This is a genomic window from Actinospineispora spinosispora DSM 44797 (assembly GCF_000429025.1).
Taxonomy (GTDB): Bacteria; Actinomycetota; Actinomycetes; order Mycobacteriales; family Pseudonocardiaceae; genus Pseudonocardia; species Pseudonocardia spinosispora.
The window spans coordinates 115,542-132,957 of sequence record NZ_KE386839.1 but is presented as its reverse complement, the minus strand read 5'-3'; the positions used below and the strand labels follow the sequence as shown (position 1 = coordinate 132,957).

Here is a 17,416-nt window from a genome sequence, read left to right as displayed (position 1 = left end):
TCGAATCGATTCGATAGGCACGCTACCTGGGCAACGGCGGTGATCACAACGCGGTTTCGGTCTCACCGGCTACCGTCTGAGGTGTGTGCGCACACCCGAGAACCACGTTGGCCCAGGTGGCCGCGCATGCCGGCGTGTCGCCGTCCACCGCGTCACTCGCGTTCTCCGGAAGCTCGCGGGTCACCCCCGACACCCGGGCGCGGGTGCTCACCGCGGCCGAGGAGCTGGGCTACGCGGGACCGGACCCGCTCGCCGCGTCGCTGCGCCGAGGTCGCAGCGGCATCGTCGGTACGTTCGTCGGCGAACGGTTGCTCTACGCGTTCCGCGACCCGGTTGCGGTGCAGCTGCTGGACGGCATCTCCGAGGTGCTCGGCCCGCACGGCGTCGGTCTGCTCCTGCTCGCCGGCGACACCAGCAGACCGGGGCTGGACAAGCTCGCCCGTATCCCGCTGGACGCCGCCATCTTCGCCACCTGCGGCCTTGAGGACGACCCGGCGCTGGAGCTGCTGAGCCGGCGCGGGGTTCCGCTCGTCGGGGTCGAGGGGCCGGTGGCGGACGGAGTCGTGCTCGTCGACATCGACGATCGCGGCGGAACAGCGGAGCTGGCACGCCACCTGCACGACCTCGGCCACCGGCGGGTGGCGACGATCGCCATGCCGCTGCGGTTGGACGGTAGCCGGGGACCGGTCGACGAGGCGCGCAGGGCGCTCGTGCACTACCGCGACGTCCGGCACCGGATGGAGGGCGTGTTCGACGTGTTCGGCCACGTCCCGGTCGTCGAGACCGCGAGCAACGCGGTCGACGAGGGTGAATGGGCCGGCCGGGTGTTATTGGACGTACCGGAGTCGGAGCGGCCCACCGCTGTGATCGCGCAGAGCGACGTGCTCGCGTCGGGGGTGCTGCGTGCCGCCGCCCAGCTCGGTCTGCGGGTGCCCGAGGACGTCAGCGTGGCCGGATTCGACGGTGCTGATCTGCCCTGGCTGCACTCGACCGTGCTCAGCACGGTCGTCCAGCCGACCGACGAGAAGGGCCGCACCGCCGCGCGAGCCGTCGTCGAGCTGCTCGAGGGGCGCCGCCCGGCCGATGTGAGTCTCCCGGTCACGGTGCGTCTCGGCACGACGACCGGGCCGCCACCGGTTACCGTCCGGTCATGACCGAACTCGTCCATCTGGAGATCGAGTCGGGGATCGCCACGATCACCCTGGACTCGCCACACAACCGCAACGCGCTGTCCGCTCAGCTGCGCGGTGAGCTGCACGCCCACCTGACCTCGGCGATCGACTCCGACGCGGTGCGGGCCATCGTGCTCACCCACACCGGCACGGTGTTCTGCGCCGGTATGGACCTCAAGGAGTCCCGAGGCGCGAGCGCCTCCGAGCAGGGTGTCGCCGACTTCCCCGAGACGCTGCGGCTGATCTGGACCTCCCCCACCCCGGTGATCGCCCGGCTCGCCGGTCCGGCGCGCGCCGGCGGCGTCGGCCTGATCTCGGCGTGTGACCTGGCGATCGCCGCCGACACCGTGACGTTCGCCTTCACCGAGGTCCGCATCGGGGTGGTCCCGGCGGTCATCTCGGTGCCGCTGGTCCCCCAGGTGCAGCCGGCCGCGCTGCACGAGCTGTTCCTGACCGGCGAGACGTTCGACGCGCGCCGGGCCGCCGAGATCGGTCTGATCACGAAGGCCGTGCCGGCCGACGGTCTCGACGCGGAGGTCACGCGCTACGCGGAGATGCTGCGGCTCGGGGCACCCAGTGCACTCGCCGCGACCAAGGTGCTGCTGCGGGGAAGCGCCGCGCGCACCATGTCCGACGACCTCGCCGCGATGGCCGAGGTGTCCGCCGAGCGCTTCGCGTCCGAGGAGGGACAGGAGGGCATCCGCGCGTTCATGGAGAAGCGCAAGCCGTCCTGGGCGAACTGAACGCTTGACCCTGCCCTTGGCGGCAGGGTTCCACGATGACCGGGTGACCGAACCAATCGACAACCGGGTAGTGGTGGTCACCGGCGCCGGCTCCGGCATCGGCCGTGCGACGGCTCGATGCTTCGCCGAGGCCGGTGACCACGTCCTCGCGGTCGGACGCCGGACCGGGCCGCTGGCGGAGACCGCGGCCGACCATCGGACGATCCGGCCACTGGTGGCCGACGTGACCGGCGACGGCGAGCCGGAGCGGATCGTGGCTACCGCCCTCGACGGGTTCGGCCGGCTGGACGTGCTGGTCAACAACGCGGCGCTGGCGGTGAGCGGGGCGCTGGCGGATGCGCGGCGCGAGCTGATCGAGCCCCTGCTGGCGACCAACCTCGTGGCGCCGATCCTGCTGGCCAAAGCGGCGCTGCCGGCGTTGGGGTCCGGCGGCGTCATCGTCAACGTCAGCACGTCGGTCGGCCAACGTGCCTGGCCCGGAAACGGTGTCTACGCGGCGACGAAGACGGCGCTGGAGCTGCTCACCCGGTCCTGGGCCGTGGAGCTGGCACCCCGGGGTATCCGGGTCGTCGCGGTCGCGCCCGGCGCGATCCAGACGCCCATCGCGGATCATCTGCCACCGGATCGTCTCGCCGAGCTGCGGCGCTGGCAGCTCGACCACACCCCGCTCGGCAGGCTCGGTACCGCCGAGGAGGTCGCGTGGGTCATCACGCGGCTGGCCTCACCGTCGGCGTCGTTCGTCACCGGCACGGTGGTCGCGGTGGACGGCGGGGCGGTGGTCGCGTGACGATCTGCTGATGCGGATCGGTGAGCTGGCCACGGCGACCGGGGCGACACCCCGGGCCCTGCGCCACTACGAGCAGGAAGGCCTGATCAGCTCAGTCCGGGCGGCCAACGGCTACCGGGACTACGACCAACGCGCGGCGACCCGGGTGCGCAACATCCGGTACCTGCTGGCCGCGGGGCTCACGCTGGACGACGTGCGCGCGTTCTCCGGCTGCCTGGACGGAGACATGAGCACCGCGCCGCCGTCCCCGTCCGGGCTGCGGATCGCGCGGGACCGGCTGGCGGTGCTGGACCGTCGCATCGCCGCGCAGACCGAGGCCCGGGACCGGCTGGCGGCGGCGCTTCGCCAGGTGGAGCGGTAGGCAACGCGCACACCGCGCACCTGGCGTCCACGCCGCGCGCGGTGCACACCGCGCGGTGTGGGCGGAAGGTGCGCGGTGTGGTCCGGATGTTGTGTGCAAGGCTTGCGCGGACGTTATATCCGACTACCACCGGAGCGCTCTCGCATGATCCTCAGCAGGTATGACGGTCAGCTCCTCGTCGTCCGGCAGACCGATCACGGGACGCAGACCGGGCTGATCGCGCAGGCCTGGGGCAATGACGAGGTTCCGCCGGTCGTGGACCACCGGGAGGCGAGCCGGCTGGCGGCCGCGCACCACGACGACGGCTGGGCGATCTGGGAGAGCCACCCGGACATCGATCCGTCGACGCGGCAACCGACGCAGTTCTACGAGGTCAAGCCACGCGAGCACATCCCGGCCTACCGGGCAGGTATCGAGCGGGCCGCGCAGCTGGACCCGTGGACCGGATTGCTGGTCAGCATGCACGGTGCCGGTCTGTACAACGACCGGTACAGCAGCTACCGGCTGGAGGAGATCGGCGACCAGTCGCTCACCGACGTCGAGCGCGTGCTGGTCACCGAGTTCCTCGCGGACATGGCCGCGCTGCAGGCCGACCTGTACGCCGAGGCCGTCGGGCATGCCGCGCCGAACGCCCCGCACGAACTGCCCGAGGTGATGTCCGCGTACCTGTTGTTGCAGGTCTGGGACCGGTTGTCGCTCCAGTTCGCGCTGCGTCACGCGGCGGACGGGGTGATCACTCCCCTGCCGTCCACGATGAACGGGAGCGAGCTGCGGTGCACCGCGAAGGGCCGGTTCCGGCTCGCGCTGGACCCGTACCCGTTCGCCGACGACACCGTGACACTGCCGGTGACCGCGCAGGTCGTTCCGGACCGCGACTACACCGACCCCGAGGACTTCCTGGCCACCCTTGCGGCGGCCGGATCCACCGTGCTCGAGTGCACCGTCACCCGTACCTGATCAGCCGCGCGGCGTCGCGCGAATCTCGGCGGCGAGCACCGCGATGCGGTCCCGCCAGACAGCGAGTGCTTCGGACTGCCGAGCCGGATCGGTGTGCGTCAGGACCAGACGGGCGCCGTGGCCGGTTCCCTGGCCCAGTTCCCAGCGCACCGTCCCCCCGGCCCGCAGCCGGTACTCCAGCACCTGCGCCGTCCGCGACTCGGTGACCGGCCCCGGCGCGAAGTTCGACACGGTCGCGCCGGAGGGCGCGGCGTCACCGACCTTCGGGGTCTGTGGGCCGACCAGCGCGCGCCAGGCGACGTCCGCCGGGCGGACAAGCTGGCGTTCGAACCGGACCGTCCCGTCCGAGACGACGCCTTCGTCCAACCCGAACCGGGTCACGAACTCCTCGTGGGGCGCGTCCATGTCCGACGGCGGCTGGACGGGCTGGCCGGCCAGGACCGACTCCAGTCCGTCGATGCACGCGTGCCAGCCGGTGGCGAAGCTGGCGGTGCCGAACCGATCCGCCACGGTGTGCGTGAGCACCAGCAGGGAACCCTCCTCGGTCGGGCTCAGCTCCCACCGCAGGTGATCTTCTTCCCAGTAGTAGGCGATCAGCCTGGGCGGCTCGAGATCGGTGATCGTGCCCTTGCCGGACGGTCCGCCGCTGCGGTCGACGAACCGCACCGTTCCGCCGACGGTCAGCTCGGGTTCGACGTCGAACGGGAACCACCGGTTGAGGTGCGACGGCTCGGTCAGCGCCCGCCACACCTTCTCCACCGGGTGGCGCAACGCCCGTTCGAGACGCACTGCAGCGCGGTCTCCCTCACTGCGCAGGGTGGTGTTGCTCATGGCGGGTCCTTCCGGTCGGGATCGGGGGCGGCCGGTTCGTCCGGCATCGCGTCGAGGTGGCTTTCCAGCAGGTCGAGGTGGTGCTCCCAGAGCAGCCGGTATGGCGCCAGCCAGGCATCCATCTCGACCAGTGGTTCGGTCCGCAGCTCGTACCAGCGCCGTTGCGCATCGGGGCGGACCGTGACCAGGCCCGCTTCGCGCAGCACCTTCAGGTGCTTCGAGGTGCCGGGCTGGCTCAGCCCGAGCGCCTCGGTCAGCTCTCCGACGAGCCGAGGGCGAACCCGCAGCAGGTCCAGGATTCGCCGGCGCATGGGTTCACCGAGCACTTCGAACGAACTGGTCACGGCACGAACATACCGTCTCAGCAATATAACCGCAACAGCATCTATACTTACCGCAGAATCTCCCGACTCGCGCGGCAGAATCTCCCGACTCGCGGGGGCTAGGGCTGGAGGAGGGCCAGGGCGGCTTTTTCTATGTCGTGCTCGGACAGGAGGACCTCGTTGGCCGCGCTGCCGAGGGGGATGAAGCTGTCCGCGCTGTTCACCCTGGCCATCGCACCCGTGAAGCCGGCGTCGACGAGCGCGGCGAGCACCGGTTCGGCGACACCGCCGGTCGCCCTGGTCTCGTCCACCACCAGCACCCGTCCGGTCGCGGTCGCCTCGCGCACGATGTCCTCGACCGGCAGCGGCGCGAGCCAGCGCAGGTCCAGCACCCGGACGCCGATCCCCCGCGCCGCCAGCCGCGCGGCGACGCGCAGGCTCATGCGCAGTCCGTTGGCGAAGCTGACCAGCGTGAGGTCGGCGCCGTCACCATGGGTCCGCCCCACGCCGAGTGGCACGTGTCCCTCCGAGGACGGGTACGGCGCAAGCCACTGTTCGTCCTCGGATTCGTGCAGGTCACGGGTGTGGTAGAGGGCGATCGGTTCGAGGAACACGCACACCCGGCCGTCGGTGCGGGCGGCCGCGACGCAGGTGCGCAGCATCGCCGCGGCGTCATCGGGCCGGCCAGGAGCCGCTACTACGAGCCCGGGGATGTCACGGAGCGCGGCCACCGCATTGTCGTTGTGGAAATGGCCGCCGAAACCCTTCTGGTAGGCGAGCCCGGCGATCCGGACGACCATCGGGTTGCGGTACTGGCCCTGGGAGAAGAACCGCAGCGTGCTGGCCTCGCCGCGCAGCTGGTCCGCCGCGTTGTGCAGATAGGCCAGGTACTGGATCTCCACGATCGGCACGAACCCGGTCAGCGCCATGCCGAGGCCGGTGCCGAGAACGCTCTGCTCGTCCAGCGGTGAGTCGAACACCCTCGCCGTGCCGAACCGCTTGGCCAGCCCCCTGGTCACCCCGTACACGCCGCCCTTCGCGGCCACGTCCTCGCCGAGGACGACGGCGCCCGGCTCGGCGTCGAGCACATCGCCCAGCGCACGGTTGACCGACTGGGCGAGGGTCAGGCCGCCCTGATCGGCCGGGCCGGCGAGGCTCGCGGCCGAGGCCGCGACGGCGTCGGGGTTCGACGGCGCCAACGGAGCCATCACCTCGCGCGCCGAACCCAGCCGCCGCCGCCCCACCGCATCGGCGGCCAACGCACGCACCTCGTCGCGTTTGTCCTGGTAACGCTCGATCGCCTGCTCCGAGGTCAGCACGCCGGCGCTGATCAGCAGCTGCGCGGTGCGGAGCACCGGATCCCGGTCGTGGTCGGCGACGATCTCGGCGGCCCGGCGGTACGCGGACTCGACGTCGGAGCCGGCGTGCCCCATCAGCCGCACCGTGCGCAGCCGCAGGAACGCGGGCGAACGGCGCGTGCGTACCCAGTCCGCGGCCCTGCGCGCGGTATCCAGGGTCTGTGCGAGATCCGTGCCGTCCGCGTCGAAGTACTTCAGTCCGGGACGCTGCCCGTAGGTCGAGGCGATCCACCCGGTCGGCGTCCGCACGCTGATCCCGATGCCGTTGTCCTCGCACACCAGCAGCAGCGGCATCCGCAGCCCCTGGTAGCCGCAGTACAACGCGGTGTTGATCGCACCGACCGCGGTGGAGTGGTTCGCCGACGCGTCACCGAAGCTGCACACCACGACCGAGTCGCTGGGCCACTCCCCCTCGACGCCGAGCTTCACCGCCCGCTCGATGCCGAACGCGAGACCGACCGCGCGGGGCAGGTGCGAGGCGATCGTCGAGGTCTGCGGCAGGATGCTCAGCGCCTTGTTGCCGAAGACCTTGTGCCGCCCACCCGCGATCGGTTCGTCGACGGCGGACGTGATGCCCAGCAGGACGTCCAGCAGCGGGTTCTGCTCCGGGACCTGGCGGGCGCGTTCGACGTAGAAACCGCCCGACCGGTAGTGCAACAGCGCGGGGTCGGTCGGGCGCAGCGCGGCCGCCACCGCCGCGTTGCCCTCGTGACCGGAGGATCCGATGCTGTAGAAACCCTCTCCCCTGGCGCCCAGCTCGCGTGCCATCAGGTCCAGGTGGCGGCTGCCGAGCTGGGAGTCGAACAGCTCCAGCGCGCGCTGCCCGGTCAACGAGGACGGCAGCTCGACCTCGCGGCCGGGTCTCGTCGCCGCGATCCGGCTCAGGAAGTGGTCGTCGATCGCTTCAGTCATGGTGGTATCAGCCTGTCCCGCAACAGCGTTCGACGCAAAGCCCGCGAGCGTTGCGGTCTACGCCGCTGAGCCCAAGGATGGCTTCAGCTCCACGCCGCCTTGATCTCGTCGCACGACCGTGCGAGACAGTCCAGTGCCAGCGGCAGCAGCGGGTTCCCGTTGTTCTGGCGGTACAGCACCAGGACCCTGCGGTAGGTCTGGGCGCCGACCAGCCGGACCGTGTGCACCCCGTCCTCCGGCCAGGCCAGGGCCGGCAGCATGGCGACGCCCAGGTTGCGGGTCACCAGCTCACGCACCACCGCGTAGTCGTTGCTGCGGAAGATGATCCGAGGGGTGAAGCCCGCTTCGGCGGCCAGCCGGTTCAGCGTGCGCGCACCGGCGGTGTCGGTTCGGGTACAGATCCAGGTCTCCTGGGCGACCTCGGCCAGCTCGACCTCGCTCTGCCCGGCGAGCCGGTGCCCCGACGCGACGGCGAGTACCAGCGGCTCGGCGAGCAGCTCGGTGCGCCGCAGCTCGACCGGCCAGTCCCGCGGGTCGAGGTCGTAGTCGAACACCACAGCGGCGTCGAGGCTGCCGTCCAGCACTCCGTCCAGCACCTCGCTGGGCTCACCCTCGTCGAGCTGGACCTCCGCCTTCGGCCGGTCGGCGACGACCGCGGCGAGCGCCGCCGGCACGATCCGCGCGTTGGCGGTCGCGAAGCTGGCCAACCGCAGGCTGCCCTGCTCGCCGAGCGCCATCGACCTGGCCTCGCGTTCCAAGGTGGTCAGCGCGCCGAGCACCGGCCCGCTGCGCTCCGCCAGCAGCAGCGCGACGGCGGTGGCGCGGACACTGCGCGCGGACCGCTCGAACAGCGGCGCCCCCACCGACCGTTCCAGCAGGAAGATCTGCTGGGACACGGCCGAGGCGGTGTACCCGAGCTCGCGGGCGGCCTCGGCGAACGACCCGGTCCGCACACATTCCCGCAGCGTGCGCAGATGAATCGGGTTCAGCACACGCCGATCCTAGAGCCGTGAGTGTTTTCGGCTGCCCCAGCAGCCGAAAACACTCACGGCTCTCAGTGCGGGAGGCGGCCTCGCAGGCGCATCGCCGTGCGGACCCGTTCGGTGGCGATGTGCAGGGCAGCCTCGTGCGGGGTCGTCGCCGTCGCCTCGGCGTGGTCAAGGACGGTCTCGGTGTTGTGCCGCAGCCTCGTGGAGATCGTCTCGAAGATCGCCGCCGGGTCCGGGCGGAACGCCGAGTAACGGGCGTCCATGGCGAACGCGGCGGCCACCACACCACCCGCGTTGGCGATGAAGTCCGGCACGACGGTGACTCCGCGCCCGGCCAGGACGGTCCGTGCCCCCGGGTTCGTGGGCAGGTTCGCACCCTCGACGACCAGCGAGGCCCGAATCCGCGACGCCACCGACGCGTCGATGACGTCCTGGGTGGCGGCCGGGATCAGGACGTCACAGTCGACGGTCAGCTCGTCGCCAGGAGCGATCCGCAACGCCGGCGCCACGCCGAGTACGCAGTCGTCGCCCCGCTCTGCCCGCGAGGCCAGCCAGTGCGCGACGTCGAGACCGTCCGGGTCGTGCACGGCCCCGCGCGCCGTGGACAGCGCGACGATCGTCGCGCCCATCTCGTCGAGTCGACGCGCGGCGGCGAACCCGACGGCGCCGAAGCCCTGGAACGCGACGCGCGCTCCCTTGGTGCTACGTCCGGCCCTGGTCAGCGCCGCATCCACCGACTCGGCGACGCCGTAGCCGGTGACGCCCAGCTCGTCGTAGGGCACACCGCCCAGCTGCTCCGGCACCCCGACCGCGGCGCCCCGGTCGCCCAGTTCGTCCTGGATGATCGCCGCGTCGTGCTCGGTCATGCCCATGTCGAGCCCGGCGACGTAGGACGACGGAATCTGGTCGGCCAGCCTGCGCACGAACGCACGCAGCACGGCTTCCTTGTCGGGGCTGGTCGGGTCGGCCATGATGCCGGCCTTCGCGCCGCCGTGGAACAGGTCGACCGCCGCCCACTTCCAGGTCATGACCCTGGCCAGCCGGGCGACCTCCCCGACGGTGACACTCGGGCTCATCCGGGTGCCGCCCTTGCCCATGCCACGCGCGGTGTTGTCGATCACCAGCACGCCGCGCATGCCGGTCCGTGAGTCGGAGACGCAGACGATCTTCTCCGGGCCCCACTCGTCGATGGTGTGCAGCAGATCGGTCATCCCAGCCATCCCTCGAACACAGTCATCCCTCACACGCAGTTGAGCTCGGGCCGCGACGTGGACTCGGCGAACCGGCGGACGTCCAGCGCGGACACGTCCACCACCGGTGTATGGCCCAGAACCAGGTCGCGCAGTACCTCCCCGATGGCCGGTCCCTGCAGGAAGCCGTGGCCGGAGAAGCCGGTCGCGTAGAGGAACCGCCCGACCTCGGGCGCCTCGCCCACGACCGCGTTGCGGTCCGGGGTGACCTCGTACAGCCCGGCCCAGCCGTGCGCGATCCCCACCTCCGACAGCGCGGGCGCCCTGCGCGCGACGACCTCGGACAGCCGTTCCAGGAACTCCTCGCTGCGCGAGGTGTCGAAGCCGAACTCCTGCTCCGGGTCGGACATGCCCATGAGCACGGCCCGGCCCGTGTCACTGCCCTCGTCGTGGAAGTAGAACGACGTGCCGAAGTCGATCGTGAACGGCAGGTCGGGTGGCAGGTCCGGGACCGGCTCGCTGACGACGATCTGCCGGCGCAGCGGCCGCACCGGCAGCTCGACGCCCGCCATCTGACCCACCGCGCCCGACCATGCACCGGCCGCGCAGATGACCACCTCGGTGCGGACGCCCCCGTCGGCCGTCCGCACCGAGGTGATCCGCCCATCGCGGGAGTCGATCCCGGTGACCGCGCAGTGCCTGCGGATCGTCGCGCCGTGCGCCCTGGCGGCGGCCGCGTAACCGGAGACCACGGCCTCGGGCGTGCAGTGGCCGTCCCTCGGCGAGAACGCGGCCGCGAGCAGACCCTCCGGCCGGACGTACGGGCTGAGTCTCCGAGCCTCCGCCACGTCCAGCATCCGGCTGGGCACGCCGAGCTCGTTCTGCAGCGCGACGCTGCGCTCGAACGCCGCCACATCATCGGCGTCGTCCAGCAGGAACAGGTAGCCGTTCTGAACCAGGTCGATCTCGCCGCCCGGTCGCTGGGCGAACCGTTCGAACGCGTCGAGGCTGCGCTGCCCCAGCGCGATGTTCACCGGGTCGGAGAACTGCGCGCGCACCCCGCCCGCCGCCCTCGACGTACTGCCGGAGGCGAGCTCATCACGTTCCAGCAGTAGAACATCCACCCCTGCCTCCGCCAGGTGGAACGCGGCACTGGCACCTACGACGCCACCGCCGACGATCACCACCTCGGCGGCGGCGGGCAGCGCGCGGGGCACGGGTCAGCTCCCCAGCTGCTCGGCCGAGGGCAGCCGGTAGTCCAGATCCGGCTCGACCGTGGCGACGTCCATCTGCGCCTTCTGCAGCTTGCCGGAGAAGTCCCAGTTCATCGACTGCCAGCGGGTGAACTGGTCGAGCACCCAGACACCGGACTGCCGGCTGCCGTTGCCAGACTTGCCGTTGCCGCCGAACGGAAGATGCGCCTCGGCGCCGGACGTGGAGTTGTTGACGCTCACCATGCCCGCGCCGATCCGCGACCGGAACCGGAACGCGGTCGCCGGGTCGTTCGTGTAGATCGACGCGGACAGTCCGTAACCGGGAGCGTTCGCCAGCTCGATCGCCTCGTCCAGCGTGCGGTAGCCGGTGACGCCGACGATCGGGCCGAACGTCTCCTGCTGGAACACCTCGTCCTCGGCACGGACCCCGTCCAGCAGGACCGGGTGGTAGAACAGTCCCGCCGAATGGTCGCCGACGAAGCCCTCTCTCGGCGACGCGTCGGTGATCCGCCCGACCGCGCTGCTGCCCAGAACCCGGTGGTGCGGCGCGATCCAGCCGAGGATCTTCTCGTAGTTGTCGGCGAACTTCTCGTCCAGCATGGGGCCGTAGAGCACATTCCCGGTCGGGTCCCCGACCACCGCGCCGCGTACGGCCGCGTCCAGCAGGCGGACGAACTCGTCGCGGATGTCCGCGTGCGCGATCACCGAGCCCAGCGAGGTACAGCGCTGGCCCGCCGTACCGAAACCGGAGAACAGCGCGCCCTCGACGGCGAGATCGAGGTCGGCGTCCGGTGCGATCACCATCGGGTTCTTGCCGCCGAGCTCCAGGCACGGCGACTGCAGGTGCCGCCCGCACAACGCGCCGACCTGGGCACCGACCGCGCTGGACCCGGTGAACCCGACCTTGTCGACCAGACCGGCGGACAGTGCCTGCTCGAGGCCGTCGAACGTCGAGGGACCGTCGGCGTAGACGAGGTTGAGCACTCCGGCCGGGACACCCGCGCGCCATGCCAGCTCGGCGAAGGCGCGGGCGCTGGCGGCCGCGTACTCGGCGGGCTTCCACACCACGGCGTTGCCGCACAGCAGCGCGGGCACGAGGTACCAGGACGGCACGGCGACCGGGAAGTTCCCCGCCGTGATGATGGTGGCGACACCGACCGGGACCCGGAAGGTGAACAGCTGCTTGTCCGGCATCTCCGAGGGAACCGTCTGGCCGTACAGCCTGCGTCCCTCGCCCAGGAAGAAGTCGCAGGTGTCGATCATCTCCTGGACCTCGCCGAGCGCCTCGGCGATCGGTTTGCCGATCTCCCGGGTGACCAGCTCCGCCAGTGCCTGCTTGTTGGACTCGACCAGCCGCCCCAGGTTCGCGATCACCCGGCCACGTACCGGCGCGGGCACCTCGGCCCAGTCGCGCTGCGCCCGCCGTCCCGACTCGGCGGCGCGCCGTAGTGCATCCGGCCTGGCGAGCTGGACCCGTGCCACCACGTCGTCAAGGCGCGACGGGTTCCGAGAGAGGTACTCGCTGGCACCGTCTCCCAGGTCCGCACCATCGATCACCGAAGACAACGTCATGCCCATACCCGCTTCCTGTGCTCTGCCGGTCGTGTCCGTAGTGACGGTAGGGGGCGCGGGGACCGTTGCCGAGGTCACGATCGCGGACTGTTGGCGACGCTGAGGCTCAGCTCTGCTTGTGCTTTCGGCCTCACATCTCGTGCGCAGGGGGGCTAGAAATACCCCATGCTCATACTCAGCGACAGCCAAGTCGGCGCGGCCCTGGGCTGGGACGAGGCGATCGCCTCGCAACGGGAGGCGTTCGAGGCGCTGGGCCGGGGCACCGCCCAGCTGGCCGAGAAGGCGGTGCTGCCCAACCCCGCCGACGGGTCGGTGGCGCTCTGCTACGTCAGCAGGCTGTCGCCGGGGCACGGCGCGGTGTGCAAGTTCGTCGACGTGCACCCGGGCAACGCCGCGCTAAGCCTGCCGACGATCTCGGCGACCGTGCTGGTGCTCGACGCGACGACCGGCAGGCTGGCGGCGGTCCTGGATGGACGCACACTCACCGAGATCCGCACCGCCGCCGGTAGCGCGGTCGCCGCCGACGCGCTGGCACCACACGGCGTCGACGAGCTGGCGGTCCTCGGTTGTGGGGTGCAGGGACGGGCGCACGTGCGGGCGCTGGCCCGGGTCCGGCCGCTGAAGAAGGTGCGGATGTGGAGCCCGTCGCCCCGTCGGCGCGAGGACGCCGCCGCCGCGCTGCGCGACGAACTGGGTCTGGACGTCGTGGCCTCGTCGAGTGCCTCGGACGCGGTCAGGGCCGCGCCGCTCGTCGTGACGTGCACGCTCAGCCACAGCCCGGTGCTGTCGGTGGAGCACCTGCTGCCCGGTGCGACTGTGATCAGCGTCGGGTCATTCGAGCCGCACCGCAGCGAGGTCCCACCCGAGCTGCTCAGAGCCGCCCGCGTGGTCGTGGACGACGTCGCCACGTCGCTGGGGCACGCGGGACCGGTCGTGATGGGCCTGTCCGCCGGCGACCTGCGCGAGACGGACCTGGTGTCACTCGGCGAGGTCCTGACCGGTGCGGCGGTCGGCAGGACCGACCCGGCCGAACTGGTCTTCTACAACAGCGTCGGCCTGGGCATCCAGGACGCGGCGGCGGCCCACGCCGTCCTGGCCACGCTCCCCGGCTGAGCTCGCACAGACCGTCCACACGCGGCACAGAGGCCGGGGCCTCTGTGTCGCGTACACAACCTCTGTGCGAGCTACCAGAGCCAGTAGCAGTTGGGCTGAGGGTGAGGCTTCACATCGCTCGTTGGGCTTCCCTTGGGGTTCCTCACGAGTGAAGCTGCCACTCATTCAGATGTGACCTGGCCTACATGCATGAACAGCCGGAGGTTCTGTGGTGAGCAGCGAGACGAGTGGCGGGCTGTTCGGCACCGGGGAGCGCGGCGTCTTCCGACGCACGCTGCCGGCACCGGAGGAACCTCAGGGCCGCCGCATGAACCGGGTGCTCGGACTGACCCAGCTCACTCTGATCGGCGTCGGCGCGATCATCGGCGCCGGCATCTTCAGCCTCGCCGGCGCGGTGGCACGCAACGTCGCCGGACCCGCGGTGCTGGTGTCGTTCCTCATCGCCGGAGTCGCCTCGCTGTGTGCGGCGTTCGCCTACGCGGAGTTCGCCGGCATGGTGCCCAGGGCCGGGTCGTCCTACACCTACGGCGCCGCGGTTCTCGGTGAGCTGGTCGGCTGGATCATCGGGTGGGACCTGCTGCTGGAGTACACCGCGATCGTCGCCGCCGTGTCGATCGGCATGTCCGGCTATGTCGGCTACCTGCTGAACGCGGTCGGCCTGCAGCTCCCGGTGTGGATGCTCGGCGCGCCCGGCTCGGGCGAAGGCCACCGGGTCGACCTGATCGCCATGCTGATCTGCCTCGGTGTCGCCTGGCTTCTCAACCGGGGCACCCGGACGTCCGCCCGGGTCGACGTGGTGCTGACCGTCGTCAAGATCGCCGTGGTGCTGCTCGTCGTGGTTGTCGGGTTGATGCAGGTCAAGACCAGCAACCTCACCCCGTTCGCGCCGTTCGGCTTCGGCGGCGCCGTCGCCGGTGCCGCGACGGTGTTCTTCGCGGTGTTCGGCTACGACGCGCTCAGCACCGCCGCCGAGGAGTCGGTACAGGCGCGCAAGCACCTACCGAAGGCGATGATCCTCTCGCTGGCCATCTCGATGGTGCTGTACGTGCTGGCCTGTGTCGTGCTGACCGGGATGGTCAATTACACCGAGGTCGACCCGAAGAGCGGTTTCTCCGCCGCGTTCAGCAGCGTCGGGCTGGGCGGGGTCGGGATCGTCGTGGCGATCGGGGCGGTACTCGGCATCGTCACGGTGAGCTTCTCGTTCATGCTCGGTGCCTCCCGCCTGTGGTACGCGCTGAGCCGGGACGGGCTGACCCCGAAGTGGTTCGGCGAGCTGCACCCGAAGCGCAGGGTGCCGCACCGCGCGACCTGGATCATCGGTGTCGCCTCGGCGGCACTGGCCGGGTTGGTCCCGGTGCAGGAAGTCGCCGAGCTGACCAACATCGGGGTCCTGCTGGCCTTCGTGATCGTCAGCGCCGCGGTCGTCGTCATCCGCTATCGCAGGCCCGACCTGCCCCGGTCGTTCCGCTGTCCCGGCATGCCGGTCGTCCCGATCCTGGGCATCGGGTTCTCCGTCTGGCTGATGTCGTTCCTCGCCCTGGAGACCTGGCTGCGGCTGCTCGGCTGGCTGCTCGTCGGCATGCTCGTGTACGTGCTGTACGGCTACCGCAACACCCGCAAGGTGCTGCCGGGAGGTTCGGTCGACCTCGCCGAGCTGTCCAGGCTCGCGGGCGACGATCAGCCGGTCGCGGCGGCGTCGACCACCACGAAGGAGCTGTAGTGGTCGGCGGTGTAGTACAGCTCGTGCTCCTGCCCGGTGATGAGCCGCCGGGCGCCCCGGTCCTTCGATCCCGGGGTGGGCACCGTGTACTCGTGGTAGTAACCGCGTGCTTCTAGAGGCAAGCGCTTCTCGGCGTTGTTGAACACGATGCCGTCACGCGAGTAGGCGAATTTTCCGCCGGTCTCGATCGTGTGCCACACCTGCGCCGCCTCCGGCGGGAGCGCACACAGCGACTGGACCTTCAGCTTCGAGGCGGCCGCTCCCGGCGCATCCTTCGACGGCGCGGGACAGCCACCCTTGGCCGAGCTCTGCGCGGTGCTCGCACTGGGCGTCGAGGTGGGTGACGAACAACCCAGCAGCACCGCACCGAGCAGCCCCAGCAGACCGAGGACCAGCCAGAACGTCCGCAGCCGGCCGCCGGCGATGCTCATCGACTCTCCGCTCGATCGTCGCCCCGGGCGAACCGGCGCCGCGCCATCAGGTTGTCGAACAGGTCCGAGGCGAGGTCGGCGAGTACCGCCACACCCGCACACAGCGGCAGCAGCACCACGATCGCGAGCAGGACCTGGAAGGGGAAGGCGAGCTGGGTGATCCACAGTTCGACCGAGTCCCACCAGTCCGCAAGAGAGCGCAGCACGCGTCACAGAGTAAACCCGGCTATGTTCGTGACCATGTTCGCCGTCTATGCAGCCGAGCCCAACCGCGACGACCCCCTCGCCTCGCTGACCGTCGGGGAGCGTCCGGCCCCCGAGGCTCCCGAGGGCTGGGTCGAGGTCGACGTCACCGCGGCCAGCCTGAACATGCACGACATCTGGACCCTGCGTGGTGTCGGGATCAAGCCGGAGCAGTTCCCGATGATCCTGGGCTGCGACGGCACCGGCACACTGCCGGACGGCTCCGAGGTCGTGCTGCACTCGGTGATCAGCGACCCGGACTGGACCGGCGACGAGACGCTCGACCCGTCCCGCAGCCTGCTGACCGAGAAGCATCAGGGCACGTTCGCGGAGAAGGTCGTCGTACCGGCCCGCAACGCGATCCCCAAGCCGGCCGGGTTGTCCTCGGTACACGCCGCGGGCATGGGCACCGCCTGGCTCACCGCCTACCGGATGCTGTTCACCAAGTCCGGCCTGCGCCCCGGGCAGACCATGCTCGTCCAGGGTGCGTCCGGTGGCGTCTCGACCGCGCTGGTCCAGCTGGGCCGCGCCGCCGGCCTGCGGGTCTGGGTCACCGGCCGGGGGGACGACAAGCGGGCGCTGGCCGAGAAGCTCGGCGCGCACGCGACCTTCGCGTCCGGCGAGCGGCTGCCGGAGAAGGTCGACGGCGTGTTCGAGACCGTCGGTGAGGCCACCTGGAGCCACTCGATGCGCGCTCTCAAGCCGGGCGGCGTCATCGTCTGCTCCGGCTCGACGAGCGGCCCCAACCCGTCCGCTGACCTGCAGCGACTGTTCTTCCTCCAGCTGCGTGTCGTCGGCTCGACCATGGGCACGCTCGACGAGCTGCGCGACCTGCTCGCCTTCGTCGACACCGCCGGCATCACCCCCGAGGTCGGTCTCGAACTGCCCTTCGAGCAGGCCGAGGAAGGCTTCCGGACCATGCTCGACGGCAAGACCGCCGGAAAGATCGTCTTTACCAAGTCACAGGCGGCATGAACCGTGCTTTCGGGGGGATCATTCCATTTCGGTCACAACAAGCCGTACACTCTTTATCCGTGACCGGTACAACACACGTGCCATCGCCTCGGGCTCCCGGGGACCACTCCACCGTGGTGGAGCTGCTTGACCACGCCGACCGAGCTGTCGACGCGGTCGTGACACCCGTGACCACCCAAGAGGGATTGAGCCGGGAGGGATGGCGTGTCCTGCTGCTTCTCTCCCGGGGCGGCGGCCGCAGCATGGGCGAGATCGCCGAGCACGCCGCCATCCCGAACCCCACCGCGACCCGCATGGTCGACCGCCTGGTCGCCCAGTCGTTCGCCTTCCGCCGCAACGACCCGAACGACCGCAGGCGGGTGCTCGTGCACCTGGCACCGGCGGGTCGTGAGGTCGTCGAGCGGGTCAGCCAGCAGCTCGAACTGCGGGTCGGCGACCTGCTCGAACAGATGTCCGGCAATGACGCGACCCTGCGCTCGCTGCTCAGCATGCTCGTCAACAACCTGCCGCTGACGCCCGAATAGA

18 protein-coding genes are annotated in these 17,416 nt (G+C 70.7%); 9 read left to right on the top strand and 9 right to left on the bottom strand.

What is annotated here, in order from left to right:
- The first annotated feature begins 83 nt into the window (after window positions 1–83).
- From G406_RS0142920 to G406_RS0142900, 5 genes are all read left to right on the top strand, one after another.
- Window positions 84–1,154: a LacI family DNA-binding transcriptional regulator gene (locus G406_RS0142920; protein WP_028938682.1), complete on the top strand. Its 1,071-nt coding sequence runs from the start codon at window positions 84–86 to the stop codon at window positions 1,152–1,154.
- Complete coding sequence (locus tag G406_RS0142915; RefSeq protein WP_028938681.1) at window positions 1,151–1,915, top strand: enoyl-CoA hydratase-related protein; 765 nt, start codon at window positions 1,151–1,153, stop codon at window positions 1,913–1,915. The genes G406_RS0142920 and G406_RS0142915 overlap by 4 nt, the downstream gene beginning before the upstream one ends.
- Window positions 1,916–1,958: 43 nt before the next feature.
- On the top strand, window positions 1,959–2,702 hold the full coding sequence (locus G406_RS0142910; protein WP_028938680.1) for an SDR family NAD(P)-dependent oxidoreductase: 744 nt from the start codon (window positions 1,959–1,961) through the stop codon (window positions 2,700–2,702).
- A gap of 10 nt (window positions 2,703–2,712) precedes the next feature.
- Window positions 2,713–3,063: a MerR family transcriptional regulator gene (locus G406_RS0142905; protein ID WP_028938679.1), complete on the top strand. Its 351-nt coding sequence runs from the start codon at window positions 2,713–2,715 to the stop codon at window positions 3,061–3,063.
- A 144-nt stretch (window positions 3,064–3,207) separates the two neighbouring features.
- Complete coding sequence (locus G406_RS0142900; RefSeq protein WP_028938678.1) at window positions 3,208–4,020, top strand: DUF3891 family protein; 813 nt, start codon at window positions 3,208–3,210, stop codon at window positions 4,018–4,020.
- On the opposite strand, the gene G406_RS0142895 is transcribed toward G406_RS0142900, so the two are convergent.
- The 7 genes from G406_RS0142895 to G406_RS0142865 all read right to left on the bottom strand — a co-directional run bounded on the left by G406_RS0142895 (window position 4,021) and on the right by G406_RS0142865 (window position 12,409).
- On the bottom strand, window positions 4,021–4,851 hold the full coding sequence (locus tag G406_RS0142895) for an SRPBCC family protein (protein ID WP_028938677.1): 831 nt from the start codon (window positions 4,849–4,851) through the stop codon (window positions 4,021–4,023).
- Complete coding sequence (locus tag G406_RS0142890; protein ID WP_028938676.1) at window positions 4,848–5,195, bottom strand: ArsR/SmtB family transcription factor; 348 nt, start codon at window positions 5,193–5,195, stop codon at window positions 4,848–4,850. Before G406_RS0142890 ends, G406_RS0142895 begins: the two co-directional genes overlap by 4 nt.
- 98 nt (window positions 5,196–5,293) lie before the next feature.
- Window positions 5,294–7,444: a thiamine pyrophosphate-dependent enzyme gene (locus G406_RS0142885; protein WP_028938675.1), complete on the bottom strand. Its 2,151-nt coding sequence runs from the start codon at window positions 7,442–7,444 to the stop codon at window positions 5,294–5,296.
- Between the two features lie 83 nt (window positions 7,445–7,527).
- The gene (locus G406_RS0142880) at window positions 7,528–8,436 is read right to left on the bottom strand and encodes a LysR family transcriptional regulator (RefSeq protein ID WP_028938674.1); all 909 of its coding nucleotides are present in this window, start codon (window positions 8,434–8,436) and stop codon (window positions 7,528–7,530) included.
- Between the two features lie 62 nt (window positions 8,437–8,498).
- Window positions 8,499–9,644 (bottom strand): Glu/Leu/Phe/Val family dehydrogenase, encoded by a 1,146-nt coding sequence (locus tag G406_RS0142875; protein WP_028938673.1) that lies wholly within the window; start codon window positions 9,642–9,644, stop codon window positions 8,499–8,501.
- Between the two features lie 29 nt (window positions 9,645–9,673).
- Complete coding sequence (locus G406_RS0142870) at window positions 9,674–10,840, bottom strand: NAD(P)/FAD-dependent oxidoreductase (RefSeq protein ID WP_028938672.1); 1,167 nt, start codon at window positions 10,838–10,840, stop codon at window positions 9,674–9,676.
- Window positions 10,841–10,843: 3 nt separating this feature from the next.
- Window positions 10,844–12,409 (bottom strand): aldehyde dehydrogenase family protein, encoded by a 1,566-nt coding sequence (locus tag G406_RS0142865; protein WP_245607435.1) that lies wholly within the window; start codon window positions 12,407–12,409, stop codon window positions 10,844–10,846.
- A 165-nt stretch (window positions 12,410–12,574) separates the two neighbouring features.
- Here G406_RS0142865 and G406_RS53290 point away from each other — a divergent pair, with 165 nt between their 5' ends.
- Window positions 12,575–13,522 (top strand): ornithine cyclodeaminase family protein, encoded by a 948-nt coding sequence (locus tag G406_RS53290; RefSeq protein ID WP_037081408.1) that lies wholly within the window; start codon window positions 12,575–12,577, stop codon window positions 13,520–13,522.
- A 307-nt stretch (window positions 13,523–13,829) separates the two neighbouring features.
- Window positions 13,830–15,242, top strand: coding sequence for an amino acid permease (locus G406_RS0142855; protein WP_028938670.1), 1,413 nt, complete (start codon window positions 13,830–13,832; stop codon window positions 15,240–15,242).
- Here the strand turns inward: G406_RS0142855 and G406_RS0142850 are convergent.
- On the bottom strand, window positions 15,200–15,673 hold the full coding sequence (locus G406_RS0142850) for a guanyl-specific ribonuclease (protein WP_051343443.1): 474 nt from the start codon (window positions 15,671–15,673) through the stop codon (window positions 15,200–15,202). The two genes, G406_RS0142855 and G406_RS0142850, sit on opposite strands and share 43 nt — an antisense overlap.
- Window positions 15,670–15,879, bottom strand: coding sequence for a hypothetical protein (locus G406_RS0142845; RefSeq protein ID WP_028938668.1), 210 nt, complete (start codon window positions 15,877–15,879; stop codon window positions 15,670–15,672). The genes G406_RS0142850 and G406_RS0142845 overlap by 4 nt, the downstream gene beginning before the upstream one ends.
- A gap of 34 nt (window positions 15,880–15,913) precedes the next feature.
- Here G406_RS0142845 and G406_RS0142840 point away from each other — a divergent pair, with 34 nt between their 5' ends.
- A complete protein-coding gene (locus G406_RS0142840) occupies window positions 15,914–16,891 on the top strand; it encodes a zinc-binding dehydrogenase (protein ID WP_028938667.1) in 978 nt (325 codons plus the stop codon).
- A gap of 59 nt (window positions 16,892–16,950) precedes the next feature.
- Window positions 16,951–17,415 (top strand): MarR family winged helix-turn-helix transcriptional regulator, encoded by a 465-nt coding sequence (locus G406_RS0142835; protein WP_169736888.1) that lies wholly within the window; start codon window positions 16,951–16,953, stop codon window positions 17,413–17,415.
- Window position 17,416: the final 1 nt, after the last annotated feature.

What these genes read in the sequence shown, in the direction of transcription:
- G406_RS0142915 (WP_028938681.1), top strand. Translation starts at nt 1,151, where the DNA reads ATGACCGAACTCGTCCATCTGGAGATCGAGTCGGGGATCGCCACGATC.
- G406_RS0142905 (WP_028938679.1), top strand. Translation starts at nt 2,713, where the DNA reads ATGCGGATCGGTGAGCTGGCCACGGCGACCGGGGCGACACCCCGGGCC.
- G406_RS0142900 (WP_028938678.1), top strand. Translation starts at nt 3,208, where the DNA reads ATGATCCTCAGCAGGTATGACGGTCAGCTCCTCGTCGTCCGGCAGACC.
- G406_RS0142895 (WP_028938677.1), bottom strand. Translation starts at nt 4,851, where the DNA reads ATGAGCAACACCACCCTGCGCAGTGAGGGAGACCGCGCTGCAGTGCGT.
- G406_RS0142885 (WP_028938675.1), bottom strand. Translation starts at nt 7,444, where the DNA reads ATGACTGAAGCGATCGACGACCACTTCCTGAGCCGGATCGCGGCGACG.
- G406_RS0142875 (WP_028938673.1), bottom strand. Translation starts at nt 9,644, where the DNA reads ATGACCGATCTGCTGCACACCATCGACGAGTGGGGCCCGGAGAAGATC.
- G406_RS0142865 (WP_245607435.1), bottom strand. Translation starts at nt 12,409, where the DNA reads ATGACGTTGTCTTCGGTGATCGATGGTGCGGACCTGGGAGACGGTGCC.
- G406_RS53290 (WP_037081408.1), top strand. Translation starts at nt 12,575, where the DNA reads ATGCTCATACTCAGCGACAGCCAAGTCGGCGCGGCCCTGGGCTGGGAC.
- G406_RS0142855 (WP_028938670.1), top strand. Translation starts at nt 13,830, where the DNA reads ATGAACCGGGTGCTCGGACTGACCCAGCTCACTCTGATCGGCGTCGGC.
- G406_RS0142850 (WP_051343443.1), bottom strand. Translation starts at nt 15,673, where the DNA reads ATGAGCATCGCCGGCGGCCGGCTGCGGACGTTCTGGCTGGTCCTCGGT.
- G406_RS0142840 (WP_028938667.1), top strand. Translation starts at nt 15,914, where the DNA reads ATGTTCGCCGTCTATGCAGCCGAGCCCAACCGCGACGACCCCCTCGCC.